General features: G+C 63.3%; 15 protein-coding genes. 11 read left to right on the top strand and 4 right to left on the bottom strand.

Annotated elements, in window-relative coordinates; all coding sequences use genetic code 11:
* Position 1: 1 nt before the first annotated feature.
* The 3 genes from DOM45_RS03925 (at position 2) to DOM45_RS03915 (ending at position 4,925) form a co-directional block, all read left to right on the top strand.
* Positions 2-3,571 (top strand): T6SS effector BTH_I2691 family protein, encoded by a 3,570-nt coding sequence (locus DOM45_RS03925; RefSeq protein WP_110598229.1) that lies wholly within the window; start codon positions 2-4, stop codon positions 3,569-3,571.
* Positions 3,571-4,416: a tetratricopeptide repeat protein gene (locus DOM45_RS03920; RefSeq protein ID WP_110598228.1), complete on the top strand. Its 846-nt coding sequence runs from the start codon at positions 3,571-3,573 to the stop codon at positions 4,414-4,416. Before DOM45_RS03925 ends, DOM45_RS03920 begins: the two co-directional genes overlap by 1 nt.
* Positions 4,417-4,496: 80 nt before the next feature.
* Positions 4,497-4,925, top strand: a complete 429-nt coding sequence (locus tag DOM45_RS03915; RefSeq protein ID WP_110598227.1) for a hypothetical protein — start codon at positions 4,497-4,499, stop codon at positions 4,923-4,925.
* Between the two features lie 85 nt (positions 4,926-5,010).
* Here DOM45_RS03915 and gatB read toward each other — a convergent pair whose 3' ends face one another.
* The 3 genes from gatB to gatC form a co-directional block, all read right to left on the bottom strand.
* Positions 5,011-6,462 (bottom strand): Asp-tRNA(Asn)/Glu-tRNA(Gln) amidotransferase subunit GatB, encoded by a 1,452-nt coding sequence (gatB, locus tag DOM45_RS03910; protein WP_110598226.1) that lies wholly within the window; start codon positions 6,460-6,462, stop codon positions 5,011-5,013.
* Positions 6,462-7,925: an Asp-tRNA(Asn)/Glu-tRNA(Gln) amidotransferase subunit GatA gene (gatA, locus tag DOM45_RS03905; protein ID WP_110598225.1), complete on the bottom strand. Its 1,464-nt coding sequence runs from the start codon at positions 7,923-7,925 to the stop codon at positions 6,462-6,464. The genes gatB and gatA overlap by 1 nt, the downstream gene beginning before the upstream one ends.
* A gap of 154 nt (positions 7,926-8,079) precedes the next feature.
* Positions 8,080-8,370 carry an Asp-tRNA(Asn)/Glu-tRNA(Gln) amidotransferase subunit GatC gene (gene gatC, locus DOM45_RS03900; protein ID WP_110598224.1) on the bottom strand — a complete coding sequence of 97 codons (291 nt, stop codon included), beginning with the start codon at positions 8,368-8,370 and terminating at the stop codon, positions 8,080-8,082.
* A 288-nt stretch (positions 8,371-8,658) separates the two neighbouring features.
* Here gatC and DOM45_RS03895 point away from each other — a divergent pair, with 288 nt between their 5' ends.
* The 7 genes from DOM45_RS03895 to tldD all read left to right on the top strand — a co-directional run bounded on the left by DOM45_RS03895 (position 8,659) and on the right by tldD (position 18,964).
* Positions 8,659-9,696, top strand: coding sequence for a rod shape-determining protein (locus DOM45_RS03895; protein ID WP_110598223.1), 1,038 nt, complete (start codon positions 8,659-8,661; stop codon positions 9,694-9,696).
* 57 nt (positions 9,697-9,753) lie between these two features.
* The gene (gene mreC, locus DOM45_RS03890) at positions 9,754-10,725 is read left to right on the top strand and encodes a rod shape-determining protein MreC (RefSeq protein WP_280951287.1); all 972 of its coding nucleotides are present in this window, start codon (positions 9,754-9,756) and stop codon (positions 10,723-10,725) included.
* Positions 10,726-10,727: 2 nt separating this feature from the next.
* Positions 10,728-11,207, top strand: coding sequence for a rod shape-determining protein MreD (gene mreD, locus DOM45_RS03885; protein WP_110598221.1), 480 nt, complete (start codon positions 10,728-10,730; stop codon positions 11,205-11,207).
* Between the two features lie 110 nt (positions 11,208-11,317).
* Positions 11,318-11,947: a Maf family protein gene (locus tag DOM45_RS03880; RefSeq protein WP_110598220.1), complete on the top strand. Its 630-nt coding sequence runs from the start codon at positions 11,318-11,320 to the stop codon at positions 11,945-11,947.
* Positions 11,948-12,064: 117 nt separating this feature from the next.
* A complete protein-coding gene (gene rng / locus DOM45_RS03875) occupies positions 12,065-13,528 on the top strand; it encodes a ribonuclease G (protein ID WP_110598219.1) in 1,464 nt (487 codons plus the stop codon).
* A gap of 4 nt (positions 13,529-13,532) precedes the next feature.
* A complete protein-coding gene (locus DOM45_RS03870) occupies positions 13,533-17,498 on the top strand; it encodes a YhdP family phospholipid transporter (RefSeq protein ID WP_110598218.1) in 3,966 nt (1,321 codons plus the stop codon).
* Entirely contained in the window at positions 17,495-18,964 is a 1,470-nt protein-coding gene (tldD, locus tag DOM45_RS03865) for a metalloprotease TldD (RefSeq protein WP_167404613.1), read from the top strand. Before DOM45_RS03870 ends, tldD begins: the two co-directional genes overlap by 4 nt.
* A gap of 59 nt (positions 18,965-19,023) precedes the next feature.
* Here the strand turns inward: tldD and yjgA are convergent, their stop codons facing one another.
* Complete coding sequence (gene yjgA / locus DOM45_RS03860) at positions 19,024-19,539, bottom strand: ribosome biogenesis factor YjgA (protein WP_110598217.1); 516 nt, start codon at positions 19,537-19,539, stop codon at positions 19,024-19,026.
* A gap of 173 nt (positions 19,540-19,712) precedes the next feature.
* Here yjgA and DOM45_RS03855 point away from each other — a divergent pair.
* Positions 19,713-20,859: metallopeptidase TldD-related protein (locus tag DOM45_RS03855; RefSeq protein ID WP_110598216.1), on the top strand; the 1,147-nt coding region annotated here is incomplete at its 3' end.

The following is a 20,859-nucleotide window of genomic DNA, read 5'->3' as shown; positions in this document are numbered from 1 at the left end:
TATGACCGCACCATCTCAAGCGAGCGCTCACGCAGCGGAAAATGAGGCGGCGGGCCAGGAGAGCGGGAGCTGCCAGTTCTGTGAACGCAAGGGACTACCGATCCTTCCCGTGCGCTACGCTGTCTGCCAGCGTAACGACCGCAATGGCGATATACCGGAACTCGAGACCTCGAGAATCCAGGAGTTCACCGACATTCTGCTGGACAAGAGTCTGGTAGGCGGCGAAGAGCAGGCGAGAAGCGTGCCCGACGAGGTCAGGGCGGAGCTTACGCAGAGCACCGGTAGCCAGGTCAACAAGTACATTCTGCGTCAGCTACGCCAGGGGTATCTCTACTTCTACGACCAGGACAATACAGACGGGAACTATTGGTACGCCTACGCGATCACCAGCGATGGCAAGTACTATCAGTTCCCGGTGCTGCAGCCGCCCGCGCTGGACGACATCAAGTTCCCCGACAGCTGCAAGAACAAGCCCGGCGATGTCCTGGATGCGTCTATCGTCACCCTGCCGTTTCCCGAGAAATCGGGCACGCTTTACTACGCCTTCAGCGAACACCCCTGGCCCAACGCCCACATCCGGATGATCGGCAGTGATGAGGCGTGGCGTCAGGACCACATGCAGCAGGTGAACATCCCGGCGTGGGTGGGAGGGCAGCGGCAATCTTGCGTCTTTGGCATCGATGAGCTGGAGAAAGTCGCCGAATACAGCGCGGCGGCAGAAAGTCTGGATGAACAGTTCTGGTCCAGCGGCCCGACGCGACCGCTGTATGAGCCCGGCGAACTCAGGGACGCCATGCAGCGCCGGCTCGACCATGCCGGCAGTGAATACCAGGGCAAGGGGCTCATTCTCGCGGTCAAGGACGAAATCGGCATCATCGATGAGTTGAACGCCTATCGGCATCAGGCGTTGGCCAGCGTCGAAGAGTTCTTCTACAACAAGGAAGAAGAGGATGACGAGGCGCAGATACACAATGTGCGTCGTCGCAAGCTGCTCTGCATGCAGGCCATCGATGCCTTCAAGAAGAACTTCGCGCGTAACTACGTGGCGAGTCAGGAGCAGTCACTGAGTGACAAAATCGATAAGGCGCGTGCCGAGCGGGATGCCTTTCAGGAGGAGGAGTATTCGCGAGAAAACGCCTCTCCTCGAGAGCGTGCCCAGCACCAGCGGCGTCTAAGTCAGTTGAATCGGGCCGTGCGCGAAGCTGAGACGGAAAAGGACGACTTTCTGCGTGATCAGCAGCGCGAAGCTGAGGAGCTGCGTGGAGAGAGACGGCGGCTGACAGAGCGGATAGCGCAACTGGAGCAAGAGCAGGCCGAACTCGACCGCCGGGCGGCTAGCAGTGATCCGGCGATCGCCAGACAAGCCGAAATGCAACGGCAGACTCCTTTTCTAGAAAACGAGCTTCAGCACAAGCGGTTTCTGCTCCAAAATCTCAAATCCGAAGCCCAGCGAGCGGCGGATAGGCACGCCGATCAGCTAGACGAGCTTTACGACTCTGATGCTCTCGACCGCTTCAGAGCCGATTACGAACAGAATACGGCACATTGCCAGAGTCTGGCCGCCGTATTCGACGATGACTATGCCATTTGGGCTAGATATGGCTTGCCTGCCGTGATTGGCCGTTATAGCCAGTCCGACTACTGGACCGGGCTGGGACTCAGTGGCCTGATAGGCAATGCACTGCGTGGCGGCATCATGTCGCCCTCCAGTGGTGGCTTATGGAAGCTGTTGGCCGACGATCTCGAGTCGAGTGAGTCGCCGCTACTCGCGGCGCTCTTTGCCAATGACGCCGAACTAATCGCGCAGGCCCGGGAGCGTTTAGGTAGCTTGCCCACTGGGTCACAGCTATCGGCGCAGACGCTAAAGTCATGGGGTGAGCGCTTTCGGCAAGTCCGTGAACGCACTAAGAAGCCTGACGGGCGCGCTCCGACGAGTGACCAGATCATCAACCGCTGGCGCCCGATACAGGACCTACTGGCAACGACGATCGGCAATTCCATCGCCTCGCTGGTACTGTACCGAGCCGCTGGTGTGCCCGCGCCGGACTATAAGCCGGCGCTGTCGCAGTTCGTGCGTTATCACCAACTGGCCTTCATGGCCGATCCGCAAGCACTGAACGGCGAGCAGCCGGCGCCCACTCTGGTCGAGCGGGAGATCAAACTCTCCGAACTCTATCAGTGGCTACGCGCTGTCTCGCAAGCGAGCGCCCAAAAGCCGAATCAAGGTGCCGATACCAGCGAGGCAATGAAGTCTCTGGATGGGATGGTCGGCAACTTTTCCGCGCCGATGGCCGATAGCGACAGAACGGTACGCATTGCCTTGCCGGTTTACGTGGATATCAACGCGGTGACGGGGGGGAGTGGCGAACCTCCCGCCCTGCCAGGCAGCTATACGCCGGAGGATGAACAGCAGCGCCTGAGTGATCTGGCGCAGAACGCCCGCGATATCGGCAACACCCTGCTCAGCGCCCACAAGGGCAGTGGCCAGGTCGCCGGTGCGTGCCTGGTGCTATGGAGCCTGATCGTCTCCTGGCAAGAAGGCGCCTTCGTGGACGATGAGGAGGGCGCCGACTGGAGCAAGATCATTGGCTCGGGTGTCAGCGTGGCGAGTGGCGCGATGGCGGGGATCGAAGGCTACCACAAGATCCGCATGGCTAGCCTAGGCCTGTCGACGGAAGGCGCGGTGATCGGTGGGATTAAATGGGCCTTTGTCAGCGACGTGCTCGGCGTGGCGGGGGGCATGATCTCGATCTGGGATGGCCTGAAGAAGTTGACGGAGGCCAGCGAAGCTCGCAAGACAGGCCAGAGTCTTACTGGCCACTATGGCATGATCGCCGGTGGGGTTGGGGTTATCGCCGGTATTGCTTCGATCGTCGTGATCAGCGCAAGTACAGTCGTCGGTGTTTTCGTAGGTCTATTCGTCGGCCTTGTGACACTCCTGGTGGGTTTTATATTCGTTACTATGGTGTCTCCGGCGGTGCAGATGTGGGTGAACCGCAGCATTCTCGGTAAGCCATCGGCACAGGAGGAGATGCAGGTTCTGCCGTTTGACGACATGGCGTCCGAGCAAAGCTCGCTGGAGATGGTGTTCCAAGGCGTATTGGTAAAGTTATCTTGGGAACCAGTCGAGCCCAATCCGCTAAATTACATGGGTACTAGCTCTAATAGCGGTGGCTACTTAGGGGTTGGGTCGGATGCAGATGCGCGGCAAGGAGAAGAAGAGCGAGTTTTACTGCTTGTAAGAATTAGCCTTTCGGTTAAAATGCCAAATACCAATTATATTAGTTTGGATCTAAGTCTAGTTGCTGCTGAAAAAAGAAATAGGCTGTTTGATTGGTCGTATTTAAAGTCTGGAGGAAATGCTGATTTGGCACCGGAACATGGGCGCTCAAGATCTAGAAGCTCTGGTGAACAGCCTAGCTTTGAGCTTAAGGATAATTTTTATAGTTTGGCATGGAGTGAGGTTTTTTCGAGAGAAAATATTGGGCATGATGTCCAGCTTGAGCTCAGGTTCGGATCTGCTAGACTAACCCCAATTAGTAGGGACTTTCTTGAGATGGAGATTTCCTGATGGTGCGAATCTGTTTAATTTTGTTTTTGATGGTTTTTTCCACAATTGTAGAAGCCGAGATCCTATACCAAGACCCTACCGGTAAAACTCTAAATCAAGCGTTTGAGAAATATTCGGAAGAGGATATAAAGGATATCTCTGGGGATAGGGAGAAAGAATACCTCTTGGGTCTTCTTTATTTAAGCGGTGATAGTGAATTTGATGTGCGGCAGAGTTGCACGAAAGCTAAAGCGTTATTGAGTGGTGCTTGGCATAAGAATGTTGTTGATGCTGGTTATAGCTTGGGTGTGATGTTTTATAACGGCGATTGCGTCAAACGGGACATCGATCGTTCAAGGAAGTTGATAGAAAAAACAGCTGAGGAAGGTTTTATTCTCTCTCAGCGCATGCTCGGCAGGGCATTCTGGGGTGAAGAATGGCAAGATCTTGTTCCAAAAAACATGAAGAAAGCCGTTTATTGGTTGGGTAAAGCGGGGGGGAAAGGCGATACGCAGTCCGCTGGAAATCTTGCCTATATTTATAAAGTGGGTGACGGTGTTTCTGTGGATGACGCCAAGTCTTTCTGTTGGGCGAGGAAGTCAGCTTTTTCGAAGTATGAGCCTGATGGTGGTGTTGGTTTTACGTCTTTGGCGGAGTATTACGAGAATGGGGTTGGAACTCAAGTCGATTTGGTTAAGGCTTATATGTATTACGATCTTTATGGCTCGATGGGAGTGAAGGATAAGCAGAGGCTTGCAAAGGAAATGACCCAAGAGCAGATCGACGAAGCTCTCCGTCAGTCCAAGGAGTGGCAGGAAGAGCACAACGTTCAGGTTGGCGGTGGTTTTATCCGTCGCGCCAACTGAAGCTTTCGCGTAGGTGCTGGTCTGTGGCGGTAAGTCATCAACTGGCGCCAGCCTGTTCGACGCTAAAGGGATGATTTCATATGCCAGACCAAGAAAGTCCGGATCAAGCTTTTTACGCCAAGATCCCCTCGCTTATTGCGCTTTGCGGTGGTGGTGGATTATTGCTCGCGTCGCTGGTGGCGATCTCCAGCTCGCCGGTTTTTCCGGGGGCGCCCATCCTTGTTGCTTGTGCCCTGATCGTGGCCGGGCTCTGGTTCCAGTTCAATCCGATCGTCCGGCTCACGGAGGATGATGTCTCGGTCAAGCTGGCGATCATCCGCCCGCGTACGACCCTTGCGCTCGACCAGATAGCGCGTGTTGAAGCGACCCCGCGCGAGTGTGTGCTTTATTACCGCAAAGAGAGTTCCGGTGAAGGCAAGCTCAAGATCCCGCTCAAGAGCCTGGCCAAGGAGGATCGCGAGAGGTGCGCGCTTGCCTTGCGGCAGCGGGTGCAGACCGAGGCGGCCTAGGCCGATCGTATCACCAACATGCAAAAGCCCATGGACAAGGCCATGGGCTTTTTCGTTGGTGCTGGCTGGTTGATCGAGCGTTGGCTCAGGCTTCGTCCAGCTTCTGCTTGAGCAGGCCGTTGACCTGCTGCGGGTTGGCGGTGCCGCGGGAGGCCTTCATCACCTGGCCGACGAAGTAGCCGATCATCTTGCCGCGCTTCTCCGGGTCGGCGTCGCGGTACTGGGCGACCTGCACCGGACTGTCCGCGATGACCTGGTCGATCATCGCTTCGATGGCGCCGGTGTCGGTGACCTGCTTGAGCCCGCGGGTGTCGATGATCTCGTCGGCGCTCTGGCCTTCGTTGTTCCACAGCGCGGCGAAGACCTGCTTGGCCGCCTTGCCGTTGATGGTGTCATCGAGCACGCGGCTGACCAGGCCACCCAACTGCTCCGGGGTGACCGGGCTGTTGCTGATATCGATGTTCTCGCGGTTGAGATGTCCGGAGAGCTCGCCCTGGACCCAGTTGGCCGCCTGCTTGGCATCGCCGCAGACGGCCAGCACGGCCTCGAAATACTCGGCCATCGGGCGGGTCGAGGAGAGCACGCCGGCGTCATAGGCCGAGAGTCCGAGGCTGGTCTCGAAGCGGTGACGCTTCTCGGTGGGCAGCTCCGGCAGGGTCGCGCGCTGGTGTTCGATATAGGCGCTATCGAGCATCACCGGCAGCAGATCGGGGCAGGGGAAGTAACGATAGTCGTTGGCTTCCTCCTTGGTACGCATGCTGCGGGTCTCGTCCTGGTCCGGATCGTAGAGCCGCGTCTCCTGGACGACCTTGCCGCCATCCTCGATCAGCTCGATCTGGCGCTCGACCTCGAATTCGATCGCGCGCTCGACGAAGCGGAACGAGTTGACGTTCTTGATCTCGGCACGGGTGCCCAGCGTTTCCTGGCCCTTGGGGCGCACCGAGACGTTGACGTCGCAGCGCATCGAGCCTTCGGCCATGTTGCCGTCGGAAATGCCCAGATAGGTGACGATGGCGTGAATCGCACGAATGTAGGCGACCGCTTCCTTGGCCGAGCGCATGTCGGGTTCGGAGACGATCTCCAGCAGCGGCGTGCCGGCACGGTTGAGATCGATGCCGCTCATGCCGTGGAAGTCTTCGTGCAGCGACTTGCCGGCATCCTCTTCCAGGTGGGCGTGGTGGATGCGGATCCGCTTGCGCACCTCGTCGTCCAGCACGATCTCGACTTCCCCCTTGCCGACGATGGGCTGGGCCATCTGGCTGGTCTGATAGCCCTTGGGCAGGTCGGGGTAGAAGTAATTCTTGCGCTCGAACAGCGAGGTCTCGGGGATCTCGGCATTGATCGCCAGGCCGAACTGAACGGCCATTGCCACGGCGCCTTCATTGAGCACCGGCAGCACGCCGGGCAGGCCCAGATCGATGGCGCAGGCCTGGGTATTGGGCTCGGCGCCGAACGCGGTGGAGGCGCCGGAGAAGATCTTGGATTGGGTGGCGAGCTGGACATGGACCTCCAACCCGATGACGGTTTCCCACTGCATTAGGTTGTCTCCTGATCGGTCGGATGCCGACGGTGCCAGTCCGTCGCCTGCTGGAACTGATGCGCCACGTTGAGCAGTTGGCCCTCGGCGAAGTGCTGGCCGAGAATCTGGAGGCCGATCGGCCGGTGGCCCTGGCCAGAGAAACCGGCGGGTACGCTGATGCCCGGGATACCGGCCAGGTTGATGGCGATGGTGTAGATGTCCTGCAGATACATCGAGACCGGGTCTTTCTTGGCGCCGAGATCGAACGCCGGGGTCGGCGCGGCCGGGCCCATCAGCACGTCGACTTCCTCGAAGGCGTCCATGAAGTCCTGGCGGATCAGGCGGCGGACCTGCTGCGCCTTGCGGTAGTAGGCGTCGAAGAAGCCTTCCGACAAGGTGTGGGTGCCGATCAGGATACGGCGCTTGACCTCGTCGCCGAAGCCCTCGGCGCGCGAGCGCTTGTAGAGATCCTCGAGATCGACCGGGTTGTCGCAGCGGTGGCCGAAGCGCACGCCGTCGTAGCGTGAGAGATTCGAGGAGGCTTCCGCCGGGGCGATCACGTAGTAGGCCGGCACCGCCAGGTGGGTATGCGGCAGGCTGACCTCGCACACCTTGGCGCCCAGGGATTCGTAGACCCGGATCGCTTCGCGGATGGCGCTTTCGACCTCCGCGTCCAGGCCGTCACCGAAGTACTCCTTGGGCAGCCCGATCTTGAGTCCGTCCAGCGGCGCGTCCAGCTCGGCCAGATAGTCCGGCACCACCCGGGCGACGCTGGTGGAGTCACGCAGGTCGTGGCCGGCGATGGCGCCGAGCAGGTGGGCGCAATCCTCCGCGCTGCGGGCCATCGGCCCGCCCTGGTCGAGGCTCGAGGCGAACGCGACCATGCCGTAGCGGGAGACCCGGCCATAGGTCGGCTTGAGGCCGGTGATGCCGCAGAAGGCGGCCGGCTGGCGAATCGAGCCGCCGGTATCGGTGCCCAGCGCGGCAGGCGCGAAGCCGGCCGCGACGGCGGCGGCGCTGCCACCGGAGGAGCCACCGGGGACGGCGGTGTGGTCCCAGGGATTCTTGACCGGGCCATAGAAGCTGTTTTCGTTGGACGAGCCCATGGCGAACTCGTCCATGTTGGTCTTGCCGAGGCTGATCATGCCGGCGGCCTGGAGCTTCTCGACCACCGTGGCGTTGTAGGGCGCCTGGAAGTTGTCGAGCATCTTCGAGCCGCAACTGGTACGGATGCCCTGGGTGCAGAAGATATCCTTGATCGCCAGCGGCAGGCCGGCAAGCGGGCGCGACTCGCCCTTGGCGCGGGCTTGGTCGGCGGCATCGGCAGCAGCGAGGGCCTGATCGCGAGTGACGGTGACGAAGCTGTTGATTTCGCCATCCAGGCGCTCGATACGGTCGAGCAGGCTGGTGGTCAGCTCTCGGCTGGAAAAGTCGCCGGCTTTTAGGCCCTTGGCGAGTTCCGTGAGCGTCATATGATGCATGGGGTCGATATTCCCTGAGTCAGATCGCTATGCGGGATGAAATGACGGCAATTGTCGCTCTCATCGATAAACGACGTCGGACGTGCTCGACGATGTCGAACTTGGTCGACTCTCTGAAGCGCCCTGAAGTCTAAAGTGTCCTGAAATGTCGAACTTATTCGACGACACGCGGTACCAGATAGAGGCCCTCGGCGGTCTCCGGCGCGCAGGCCTGGAAGGCGTCGCGCTGATTGGTCTCGGTGACCTCGTCCGGGCGCAGGCGCTGGGTGGTGTCGAGCGGGTGGGAGAGGGGCGCGATGCCATTGGTGTCCACCGCCTGCAAGCGATCGACCATTTCCAGGATCCGGGTCAGGTCGTCGACATAGCCGGCCGCTTCGGCATCGCTGTTGAGTCCCAGGCGAGCCAGATGCGCGGCGCGCAGCACGTCCGCATGTTCGATTGCCATGTAGAAAAGGTCCTCTGGTTGAGACATCGCGTCGTGAATGGCGGTGAGACCGGATCGCCGAAACCTCTACCCAAAGGGCCAGTCCCGAACCTCGGGATGTCGGAAATCGGAGACGGTCATCGCGCTAAAACTTCGCGATACTGTTCATGCCAAGATTCATGCCAAGAAATGGAGGAGACATTATCATATTAACGCCCCATCTGGCAGGCTTGCGCTTGCTGCTTTACCCCCACGGTGATACCGTTTGCGTCCGCACAGGGTTCCGGTCTGGACTAGGTAAAAGTTTCCATGTTTAAACGTTTACGGGGGCTGTTCTCGAGCGATCTGTCGATCGATCTGGGGACCGCCAACACGCTGATTTACGTCCGCGGTCGCGGGATCGTCCTGGACGAACCCTCCGTCGTGGCGATTCGCCAATCCGGCAACATGCGTAGTGTTGCGGCTGTCGGTCTCGACGCCAAACGGATGCTGGGGCGCACGCCCGGTAACATTACCGCCATCCGTCCGATGAAGGATGGTGTGATCGCCGATTTCACCGTTACCGAGCAGATGCTGCAGCACTTCATCCGCAAAGTTCATCAAAGCACATTTTTGACGCCTAGCCCGCGCGTGCTGGTGTGCGTTCCCTGCATGTCCACGCAGGTCGAGCGCCGCGCGATCAAGGAGTCCGCCGAGGGTGCCGGCGCACGGGATGTCTACCTGATCGAGGAGCCGATGGCTGCCGCGATCGGTGCCGGCCTGCCGGTCGAGGAGGCGCAGGGTTCCATGGTTGTCGACATCGGTGGCGGCACCACCGAGATCGCGATCATCTCGCTCAATGGCGTGGTCTACTCCGAATCCGTGCGGGTGGGTGGCGACCGCTTCGACGAGGCGATCACCTCCTATGTACGTCGCCACTACGGCAGTCTGATCGGCGAGGCGACGGCGGAGCGGATCAAGGAGGAGGTGGGCTGCGCCTATCCGGGCGGCGAGCTGCGCGAGATCGATGTTCGCGGGCGCAACCTGGCCGAGGGCATTCCGCGCAGCTTCACGCTCAATTCCCACGAGATCCTCGATGCGCTGCAGGAGCCGTTGGCCTCCATCGTCGCGGCGGTCAAGAGCGCCCTGGAGCAGTCCCCGCCGGAACTGGCCTCCGACATCGCCGAGCGTGGCCTGGTGCTGACCGGCGGTGGCGCGTTGCTGCGTGACATCGACAAGCTGATCGCCGAGGAGACCGGCCTGCCGGTCATCATCGCCGAGGATCCGCTCACCTGCGTTGCTCGGGGTGGCGGCAAGGCGCTCGAGATGATCGATCAGCATACCTTCGAACTGCTCTCCAGCGATTGAGGCCAGCCGCGACGGATGAGGCCGCCGAGCGGCACCTTCCGTCTTCGGTAGGTGGGGGTGAGGCCTATCAAACCGCTGTTTTCCTACGGCCCGATACCCACGTACCGCATGCTGCTGTGTGCGGTACTGGCGTTCGGGCTTATGTTTGCCGAACACCGCTTCAGCGCGGTGGAAACGGCACGTTCCCATATGACCTCGATCGTGGCGCCGATCCAGTGGCTGGTCGCGCTGCCTAGCGAGGGTGTGCGCTGGGGCGCCATGGCGATCTCCGACCAGCAGGCGCTGATCGACGAGAACGGGCGCCTGCGCGAGCAGCTGCTGACGCTCTCCAACCGGGTGCAGCGCATGGCGAGCCTGACCGCCGAGAACATCCACCTGCGCGAACTGCTCAACGCTCCGAATCCCGCCGACGTGCCCTATATCACCGCCGAGCTGCTATCGCTGGACTCCGACCCGTTCACCCAGCAGATGGTGATCAACCGAGGGCGGCGCGATAGCGTCTACATCGGCCAACCGGTGATGGACGCCTCGGGCCTGATCGGGCAGGTGGTCTCCGTCTCCGCCTATACCAGTCGCGTGCTGATGGTGGCCGATGCCAACCATGCGGTGCCGGTGGAGATCAATCGCAACGGTTTGCGCTTCATCGCCCAGGGCACCGGCCAGCTCGATTCGCTCAACATCCCCAGCGTGCCGGCGACGGCGGATATTCGCGAGGGCGATCTGCTGGTGACATCCGGACTGGGCGGGCGTTTCCCTCAGGGCTATCCGGTCGCGCGTGTCGTCGACGTCAAGCGCGAGTCGAGTCAGGCGTTCATGGAAGTCTCGGCGGAGCCGATCTCCCAGCCGGAGCGCTCGCGCTATTTCCTGCTGCTGTTTCCGCCCGAGCGACCCGAGGAGAGCTTGAGCGCGCCGGAGCGCATGGCTCGCCAGGTGGTGTGGCCGGGTGATCCCGGTCATCCCGATACCAACCGGATCAATGAAGACGCGTTGACCGCAGCGCTGACACTGCAGTCCACGGAGCAGGAGTAGCCATGGGTCCGTTCGGTTATCTCTTCGTCTGGTTCACGCTGCTGTTGGCACTCTGCCTGCAGGTGATGCCGCTGCCGGATGCCTGGCTGGTGTGGCGACCGGACTGGCTGGGTGTGCTGCTGGCCTACTGGTGTGTCGCCACCCCGCAACGCGTGGGCGTGCTGCATGGCTTCGTGCTGGGCCTGATGCTCGACCTGATCGAGGGCGCACCGTTGGGGCAGAATGCCCTGGTGCTGTCGCTGCTTGCCTATCTCTTCCTGCTGCTCTATCAGCGCTTCCGCGTCTATTCGATCTGGCAGCAGGCCGTGCTGGTCTTCATTCTGCTGGGTATCGCGCAACTGGTCGAACAGTGGCTGCGCACGATCTTCGGCCCGATCTCCGTCAGCCTCGAGTTCCTGCTGCCAGCACTGATCGGTGCGCTGCTTTGGCCGTGGCTATTCACCATGATGCAGGTGGTGCGTCGCCGGTTGGGCATCGGGTAGCCGTCGCAGCGGCCATTCGCGACCACGCTGCGGCGTGACCGGCGCTCTTCCCGACCGGTGGCGGCATGCCGACGGCCGGTGACTTCCCAGCTCCCTCGGAGGATTTGCCCATGAATGCCGCTTCCCGCGCCGACCCCGTCCTGCGCCTGGCATCGGCGTCGCCGCGTCGGCGCGAGCTGCTGGCATCGATCGGCGTCACGGTCGAGGTCGTGCCGACCGACATCGACGAGTCCCGGCTGGACGACGAGTCGCCGGAGCGCTTCGTCTCCCGCCTGGCTCGCCAGAAGGCCGAAGCGGGCCATGTGGGCAGTGCGTTGCCCACCTTGGGCGCCGACACCGTCGTGGTCTGCGACGATGCCATCTTCGGCAAGCCGGCAGATCAAGCCCACGCCCGCGAGATGTTGATGATGCTGTCCGGGCGGGAGCACCGGGTACTGTCCGCGGTGGCCGTGCTGGGCCCTCGGGGGCTGGTCGAGAGCCGGGTCTCCACCCGCGTGGTGATGCGTTGCATCGACGAGGCGGAAGCGTCGGCCTACTGGGCAACCGGGGAGCCGCTGGACAAAGCGGGCGGCTACGCGATTCAGGGCCTGGCATCGATCTTCGTCGACCAATTGGTGGGGAGCTACTCCGCCGTGGTGGGTCTGCCGCTTGCCGAGACCGCGGCCCTGCTACGCGGGCAAGGTGTCCCGCTGTGGGGTGGCGCGTTGCCGGATGACGGGCCGGGCGATCTTCCCTCGTGACGGGGCGCCTTATGAGAGAACGGGCGGCTGTGCCATAATTCCCATGAGGCTGGCGCCGCTGGCCCCGGCAAGGGATGTCGCCGGCGTGCTCGAACCACCTGCAACAAGGATGCCCGCATGAGCGGTGAGGTACTGATCAATCTGACGCCGATGGAAACGCGGGTGGCCGTGGTGGAAAACGGTGTGCTGCAGGAAGCCTTCATCGAGCGCAGCCGTCGCCGGGGCATCGTCGGCAATATCTACAAGGGCAAGGTCGTGCGGGTCCTTCCGGGCATGCAGGCCGCCTTCATCGATATCGGCCTCGAGCGGGCCGCCTTCATTCACGTCAACGAAGTACTCCCTCCCGATGCCCCGCACGAGGAGCCGGCGTCGATCAGCCATCTGCTGCACGCCGGGCAGTCGCTGATCGTGCAGGTCACCAAGGACCCGATCGGTTCGAAGGGGGCGCGGTTGACCACGCATCTCTCCATTCCCTCCCGCTATCTCGTCTATATGCCGGATTCCCCCCATGTCGGCGTCTCCCAGCGGATCGAGGACGAGGCCGAGCGCGAACGATTGAAGGCGCTGGTCGAGAGCGGCAAGGCGGAGCTGCCGTCAGGCGACAGCGGGGGCTTCATCATTCGCACGGCGGCCGAGGGCGTGGGGCGAGAGGAGCTGTTCGCCGACATGGTCTTCCTGCAGCGGCTGTGGCAGAAGGTGGCCGAGCGGCGTACGACGGCCGAGGTCTCCACCCCGATCTACGACGATCTTCCACTGTTCATCCGTACGCTACGCGACGTGATGCGTGACCAGATCGAGAAGGTGCGCATCGACTCCCGCGAGAACTACTTCAAGCTCAAGGAGTTCGCCCGGGAGTTCATGCCGACCATGGAGTCGCGGATCGAATACTACCCCGGCGAGCGGCCGATCTTCGATCTCTACAGCGTCGAGGACGAGATCCAGAAGGCATTGGGGCGCAAGGTACAGCTCAAGTCCGGCGGTTATCTGGTCATCGACCAGACCGAGGCGATGACCACCATCGACGTCAATACCGGCGGCTATGTCGGCCATCGCAATCTCGAGGAGACCATCTTCAAGACCAACCTCGAAGCCGCGACCGCCATCGCCCGCCAGCTGCGGCTGCGCAATCTCGGCGGCATCATCATCATCGACTTCATCGACATGGAGGAGCTGGAGCACCAGCGCCAGGTATTGCGGGTGCTCGAGAAGTCGCTGGAACGGGACCACGCCAAGAACAAGCTGACCGGCGTTACCGAACTGGGCCTGGTGCAGCTGACTCGCAAGCGTACCCGCGAGAGTCTCGAACAGACACTGTGCGAACCCTGCCCGACCTGCCTGGGGCGGGGGTCGCTGAAGACCCCGGAAACGATCTGCTACGAGATCTTCCGCGAGATCCTGCGCGAGGAGCGGGCCTATTCGCCGGAGACCTACATGGTGCTGGCCGCCCAGTCGGTGGTCGATCGGTTGCTCGACGAGGAGTCCGCCGCGGTGGCCGATCTCGAATCCTTCATCGGCAAGACGATCCGGTTCCAGGTGGAGGCGCACTACTCCCAGGAACAGTACGACATCGTGCTGATGTGAACCGATGAGTCGTCCCCGAATGACTCGGTTGCGTGCTTCCTGGCGCTGGCTGCTGACACTGGTCGCCCTCGTTGCCATCGTCGTCGCCGTACTTTCGAGCGGCGTCCGACTGGCAGCCTGGCAGATCGACCGGTTGAGCCCCTGGCTGACCTCCGTCCTGGAAGACCAACTGGATGCCAGTGCCGGGCTCGGTCAACTCGCCCTGACGGTCCATCGATTGAATCCCCGCCTAACGTTGAATGACCTGCGACTCGAGACCCATGACGGTCAGCCGCTGCTGAGTGTCGATCACGCCGCCGGGCGGCTCGAGACGCTGGCGAGCTGGCGGCTGGGCGCGCCGGTCCTGCGGGGAGCGGAGATCGAGGGGCTGACGCTGCACCTCTATCAGGCCGCCGACGGCCGGTGGGCCTGGCCGGATGGCGCAGGCAGTCGCTGGTTCGGTGGCTCCGACGACTCGTCGTCGTCTTCGCTCGATGTCGACGGCTGGCTGCGGATGCTGGCGCGCCAGCAGGCCCGGCTCGAGAACGTCACGCTGGTCCTGCATGGCGAGCGCGAGCAGGCCAGCGTGTCGGTTTCGCAACTGACGCTGGCCAGCCGGAGCGGCCAGGCCTCGATCCAGGCCACGCTCAGCGCCGGGGGCAAGGAGGCGGGCCACCTTCATCTGGCGATCGAGAGCGGCGGTGCGGCGCAGCCAGAGGGTGGCGGCACCGACGATCACCCCGAGGCTCGCTTCGCCGGAGCCCTCGATCTGAGCGCACTGTCGCCGTCACTGGTCGCACTGAGCTCCGGTTACCCCAGAGGGATCGGGAAGGTCGAGGGACAGGCGTCGCTGGCCGGCGAGTGGCGTGAAGGCGGGCTGCGCCAGGGTCGGATCTCCTTGGACGTACCCCGGTTGCAGGTCAATGACACCCGCAACGAGGTTTCCGAGACGCTGCGAGGGCTCGGCTTCGAGGCGGGATTGGACCGTGACGCCGAGGGCGGCTGGAGCGCCTGGCTCGATGACCTGCGGGTCTCTCATGCCGGCCTGGCGGCGGTGGACTGGCCGCAGCAGTTGCAGGCCCGGTCCACCGATGATGGCTGGTGGCTGCGCAGCGCACCGTTCGATCTGGCCGGCATGACCGACTACTTGCGCTATTTGCCACTGCCGTTCGAGCTCGCCCAGACCCTGATCCAGTTGAACCCTCGAGGCCACGTCGCCGGTCTGGAAGTCGGGCGGGAAGACGGTGAATGGTATGCCCAGAGCGCAGTCGAGAACGCTGCGGTCACCGCCTGGAACGAGATTCCCGGGGGTGGCCCCGCGGATGCCTGGATCAGCTATCGTGGGCGTGGAGGCACCGTCTCCTTCGCCGCCGACGAAGCGGCGCAATTCTCGATTCCGATGGTCTACGCCGATCCGCTGGATCTCTCCCGCGCCAGCGGCCAGATCGACTTCGAACTGACCCGCCAGGGTGCCGTGGTCAGCGGCGAGAACCTCAAGGCGGGATGGCGGGGCGCAACCGCCACCGGTCGATTCGGGCTGACGCTCTACGATGACCAGGACAAGCCCGGCACCTTCCTGCTCGATCTCGATTTTGCCAATGCCGACGCCCGGAACTCGCGGGTACTGTCGTGGCTGCCTACCCGCGTGATCGACGACGAGCAGTTGCGGGAATGGTTCGGCGGCGACATCGGCGGCATCGTCGAGCGGGGCAAGCTGGGGCTCTCCGTCACGCTGAGCGACAAGGAGGCGCCGGAAGGTCAGATGTTCGTCAACCCGGACGACTATCTCAAGCTGTCGCTGGACGTGGCCGACGGGCGTCTCCAGTACGCCCCCGAGTGGCCCGCGCTGGAGAAGGTCTACGGTCATCTGCAGATGGACAACATGGACCTGGACGCGAACATCACACACGCCACCAGCCACGGCCTGACGACCCGCAATGCCAGCGTCGTGCTGGCCGACAAGACGCTGCACGTAGAAGGTGATGTCAACGGCAGCACCGCCGGCGTGCTGGATTTTCTCGCCCACGCCCCGCTGGACACCATGAGTGAGACCTTCGGCCTCTGGCAGAGCGAGGGCTCGGTCAGCGCCAATCTCCGTATCGACATGCCGATGGACGAGGGCAGCGACGTCGAGACCGACATGGCGGTCGACGTCCAGGGTCGGGTCGATGCTAAGTCATTGACGTTTCCCGAGCTGCAGCTGACGCTCGGTGGCGTCAACGGCGACCTGCGCTATCGGCGCGACAACGGCGAGGACTATGTCACCGGAGAGCTGGGGGCGCGGGCTTTCGAGGGACCGGTGCTGGCGCACTTCAATATCGGCGGTCGCCAGCGCGGCCCCAGCGGCATTGCCCTCGAGGGCAGAGCGCTGGGGCGGGGACTGCTGGATTGGGCCGGCCTGTCTCGCGTCGGCGGCCTGTTGAGCGGCTTCTTCCCCTATCGCGCCAACTTGACGTTCGACGAACAGGACAACGCCAGCCTCACGGTGCGCAGCGACCTCGAGAGCCTGGGGATCGCACTGCCGCCGCCGTTCGGGAAGTCGCCTTCTTCGAGCGAGTCGTTGGCGATCGATGCCGATATTGCCGCCGGCACCGGCCGGGTGACGCTGGGTAGCTGGGGGCACGCCCGTTGGCGCACCGTCGGCGATCAGGTCCAGGGGCAAGTGTGGCTGGAAGGGTGGCCGGGCGAACAGGCCGCCTGGCCCAGCGAGCCCGGCTGGTACGTATTGTGGCGCCCGAACCGGATCGATACCCAGCGTTGGGTAAAGGCCCTGAGCGGACTCGAAGCCGCCGATTCGGCATCAGACACGGAAGGCGGTGTTCCAACGACCCTCGAGGACGATGTTGGCGATCCCGAGGCGAAGCCCGTCAAGGATGGCGGCGGTCTCAAGCGCATTGCGCTGTCGACGCCTTGCATCCTGGTGGAAGGGCGCTGTCTCGGTGGCTTGCAGGCCGATGCCTCGCCGCTGTCGAACGGCTGGCAACTGTCGCTCGCCGGCGAGATCGCCGCGGGGAAGGCCAGTTGGCAGCCGGATGCCGCGATGCCGATCGATATCGATCTGCAACGTCTCAATCTGGATGCATTGACCCCCAAGGAGGGGGCGGACCAGGGCCAGGCGTCGAGCCTGATGGAGGAGATCGAGACCGCCCCCCATCCAGCGGCGATCCCCTCGGGTCTCGGCAAAGTGCCGGCGGGTCACGTGCGGGTTGCACAGTTCGAGCGTCAGGGGCAGCAGTTCGGGCCGCTGGAGGCGACCTGGCATGCCGATGACCGGCAACTCGCCGTCGAGCCGCTGAGTCTGACGCTGGGAGCGCTGAAGCTGTCCGGGTCTCTCGAGTGGCAAGCCTCCGGGGAGGCAAGCTTGAGCCGGGCTCAGGTGAAAGCCACGGGTGGTAACGTGGGAAGTGCCTTCCAGGCGCTGGGCCAGCAGGTGCCGGTCACCAGCGAGAGCGCGGACGCCGATATGCAACTCTCCTGGCCGGGGGCGCCATGGCAGTTCGCCTTGCCGCTGTCGACCGGACGGGTTCAGGCGACCCTCGAGAATGGCCGACTACGCCAGATCCACTCCTCGGGGGCCAAGCTGGTCGGCCTGTTCAACCTGGACAACGTGCTGCGCCGTCTGCAACTGGACTTTTCCGACGTCACGAGCGGCGGTACGGCTTTCAATAGCATCGAGGGCAGCGCTACGCTGTACAATGGCCGATTGCAGACCGAGGGGCCGATCGTCGTCGACGGTACCGCCACTCGGTTCACGCTCTCCGGCAGCGTCGATCTCAATCGGCAGACGCTGGACCAGCGCCTCGGGATCACCGTGCCCGTCAGCCAGAACCTGCCGCTGGTCGCGGTCATGGCCGGCGCTCCGCAGGTCGGTATCGGCCTCTTCGTCGTCGATCAGCTGTTCGGCCGCTGGCTGGATCGCGCGACGCAGATTTACTATCGCATCGAGGGCCCCTGGTCCTCGCCGAACATCAACCTGGAAAGTGCCCAATGACACTGAGTCCGATGAAACAGACGAGTGGCGACGCTCTCGAGCAGGCGTCGACGCTGTTGCTGGCGCCCGGCGGGCTGGACGTCGAATCGCTGAGCGTTGGCCTTGGCCACGCCATGGGCGCCGGTATCGACTACGCCGATCTCTTCTTCCAGCGCACCTGGCACGAGATGTGGGTGCTGGAGGATGGCGAGGTCAAGGATGCCAGCTACAACATCGATGGGGGCGTCGGCGTGCGCTCGCTCTCCGGCGAGAAGACCGGCTTCGCCTACTCGAGCCAGATCAGCCCGGACGCGCTGCTGGACACCGGGCGCACCGCGTCCGGCATCGCGCGCAGCGGCGACCGGCGTGAACCGGCACCGATTCAGGTCGCCGCCGCGACGTCTCGCTACCAGGGTATCGATCCGCTGAGCGGGCTGGGTGCCGAAGAGAAGATCGCGATGCTCAAGCAGGCGGATCGTGTGGCGCGCGCCGCCGATCCTGCGGTGACCCAGGTCAGCGCGTCGTTGACCGGCGTGCACGAGGTGGTGCTCGTCTGTGCCAGCGACGGCACGCTGGCCGCCGACATCCGCCCGCTGGTGCGGTTCAACGTCAACGTGATCGTCGCCAGGAATGGACGTCGCGAGCGCGGCAGCGCCGGCGGTGGCGGCCGCTATTCCATGCAGCGTCTGCGAGACGAGAACGTTGCCGACGCCTATGCCAGGGAAGCGGTGCGGCAGGCGCTGGTGAATCTGGAGGCGGTCGCCGCGCCGGCCGGACAGATGCCGGTGGTGCTGGCCAATGGCTGGCCGGGCATCCTGCTGCATGAAGCGGTGGGCCACGGTCTGGAAGGGGATTTCAACCGCAAGGGCAGCTCCTCCTTCGCCGGCCGCCTGGGTCAGCGGGTGGCGGCCAAGGGCGTCACTGTCGTCGACGATGCCACGCTCGACGACTGTCGCGGCTCACTGAGCATCGACGACGAGGGAACGCCGGGCCAGTACACGCCGTTGATCGAGGATGGCATTCTCACCGGCTACATGCAGGACAAGCTCAATGCGCGGCTGATGGGCATGCAGCCCACCGGCAACGCGCGGCGTGAATCCTACGCTCATGTCACCATGCCCCGCATGACCAACACCTACATGCTGGCGGGGCGGGACGACCCGGAAGAGATCGTCAAGAGCGTCAAGCGGGGTATCTACGCGGTCAGCTTCGGCGGTGGTCAGGTCGATATCACTTCCGGCAAGTTCGTGTTCTCGGCCTCCGAGGCGTACCTGATCGAGGACGGCAAGATCACCGCGCCGGTCAAGGGCGCCACGCTGATCGGCAATGGCCCCGAAGCGATGTCGCATGTCTCGATGATCGGTAACGACATGGCGCTGGACAGCGGTATCGGGGTCTGCGGCAAGGAGGGCCAGGGGGTGCCGGTCGGCGTCGGTCAGCCGACCCTGAAGCTGGACGAGATCACCGTCGGTGGCACGGCGTCATAGCCACGCGCCAGGCGTTGCGTGATCTGGCGACAGGCGAGCCCAGGTTGGCTGCCCGCGGTTCAGAGCCCGGCAGTGTCACGAATCAGCTGGAACAGCTTGCGGGAGCTGGCGGGCGGCTTGTTCCGCGCTCTCTCGCTTCGGGCGTTGCGGATCAACTGACGCAGCGCTTGGCGGTCGACATGGGGATGCGTTTCGATGAAGGGTTCCAGGGCGGCATCGTCCTCGATGAGCTGGTCGCGAAGCCGTTCGAGACGGTGGAACGCGGCGTTGCGCTGGACGTGCTCCTGGTCGATCTCCTCGAAGGCGGCCCGGATCGCCTCGCGGTCCTCCTTGCGCATGACCTTGCCGACGTACTGCATGTGGCGACGGCGTCCTTCGTGGGAGCGGATGCGACCGGTCTCCTCGACGGCAGCGAGCATTTCGTCGGAGAGCGGCAGCCGCGCGCGCACGGCGGGGTCCAGTGCGATGATGCGCTCGCCGAGTGCCTGCAGCTCCTGCATCTCCCGCTTGATCTGGCTCTTGCTGGGAGGTGCGTCGTGATCGAAAGCCGTATCGTTGTCCGAATCGTTAGCCATGGTTTACCCAATGCGTCGAGTGAGGGCCGTAGTATATCAGCGCGACCCGCCTCGCCAACGCTTCTTGTCAGCCAGGCGTGGATACATAGCGCCCCGCCCAGGGCCCGAATTGATCCAGGCTCCGTTCGATCGGCGTGTCCGATGAGCGGAGTTTCAAGCATCAGGAGTCTCAGATGAGTCAAGCTTTCAACGCCGAGGCACAGCAATCGCGCCTCGAGGAGCGCGCCGGCATGGCGCTGGAACTCGCCAGGCAACTTGGCGCAGACGCCTGCGAAGTCGGTGCCAGCGTCGACCAGGGGTTGGGCGTGAGCGTGCGCCTGGGCGAGATCGAAACGGTGGAGCTCTCTCGCGATCAAGGTATCGCGGTCACCGTCTACGTGGGCAACCGCAAGGGCAATGCTTCCTCCTCGGACGCCGGGGACGCCTCGATTCGGGCGGTGGTCGAGAAGGCGATCTCGATCGCGCGCTACACCGGCGAGGACCCGGCTTCGGGGCTCGCCGACGCAGCGCTCATGGCGACCGAGCTGCCGGATCTCGACCTCCATCACCCGTGGGCGCTGAGCACCGATCAGGCGGTCGAGCTGGCGCTGCGCTGCGAAAGCGCGGGCCGTGATCAAGCTGGCATCACCAACTCCGAAGGTGCCAGCCTCTCTTCCTCGGAAGTGGTCACGGTCTATGCCAACAGCCATGGCTTTCTGGGCAGCAAGCGCGGCACTCGCCACTCCCTTTCCTGCCTGCTGATCGGCGGTAGCGGCGACGGCATGCAGCGCGATCACGATTTCACCACGGCGCGCAAGGCCAGTGATCTGGCGACTCCGGAGTCGGTGGGTGTCAGCGCTGCCGAGCGGACCCTGAGCCGGCTGGGCGGGCAGCGGCCCAAAACCGGCCGGTTCCCGGTGCTGCTGGCGCCGGACATGGCGCGCGGGTTGGTCGGCAACCTGCTCAACAGCATCGCCGGCGGGGCGCTCTATCGCGAATCGTCGTTTCTCTGCGACCAGCTCGGCGAGACGCTGTTCCCAGAGTGGTTCACCCTAGGTGAGCATCCGCGCGAGGTCGGTGGCATGGCGAGCGCCGCCTTCGATGGTGACGGCGTCGCCACGCGCGACAATGTCTTCATCGATCGCGGCAGGCTGGCGAGTTACATGCTGGCGGCCTACAGCGCTCGTCGGCTGGGCCTCCAGACCACCGGCAACGCCGGCGGGGCGCGCAACGTTCGGATTCAGGCGCCGACCTCTTCTCTTGAGCAGTTGATGCAGCAGATGGGCACGGGAGTGATGGTGACCGAGATGATGGGCCAGGGGCTCAATCCGGTAACCGGTG

Source organism: Salinicola lusitanus, assembly GCF_003206045.1.
Lineage (GTDB): Bacteria > Pseudomonadota > Gammaproteobacteria > Pseudomonadales > Halomonadaceae > Salinicola > Salinicola lusitanus.
The sequence above is the reverse complement of the archived record's forward strand: the minus strand, read 5'-3'. Positions and strand labels throughout refer to the sequence as shown.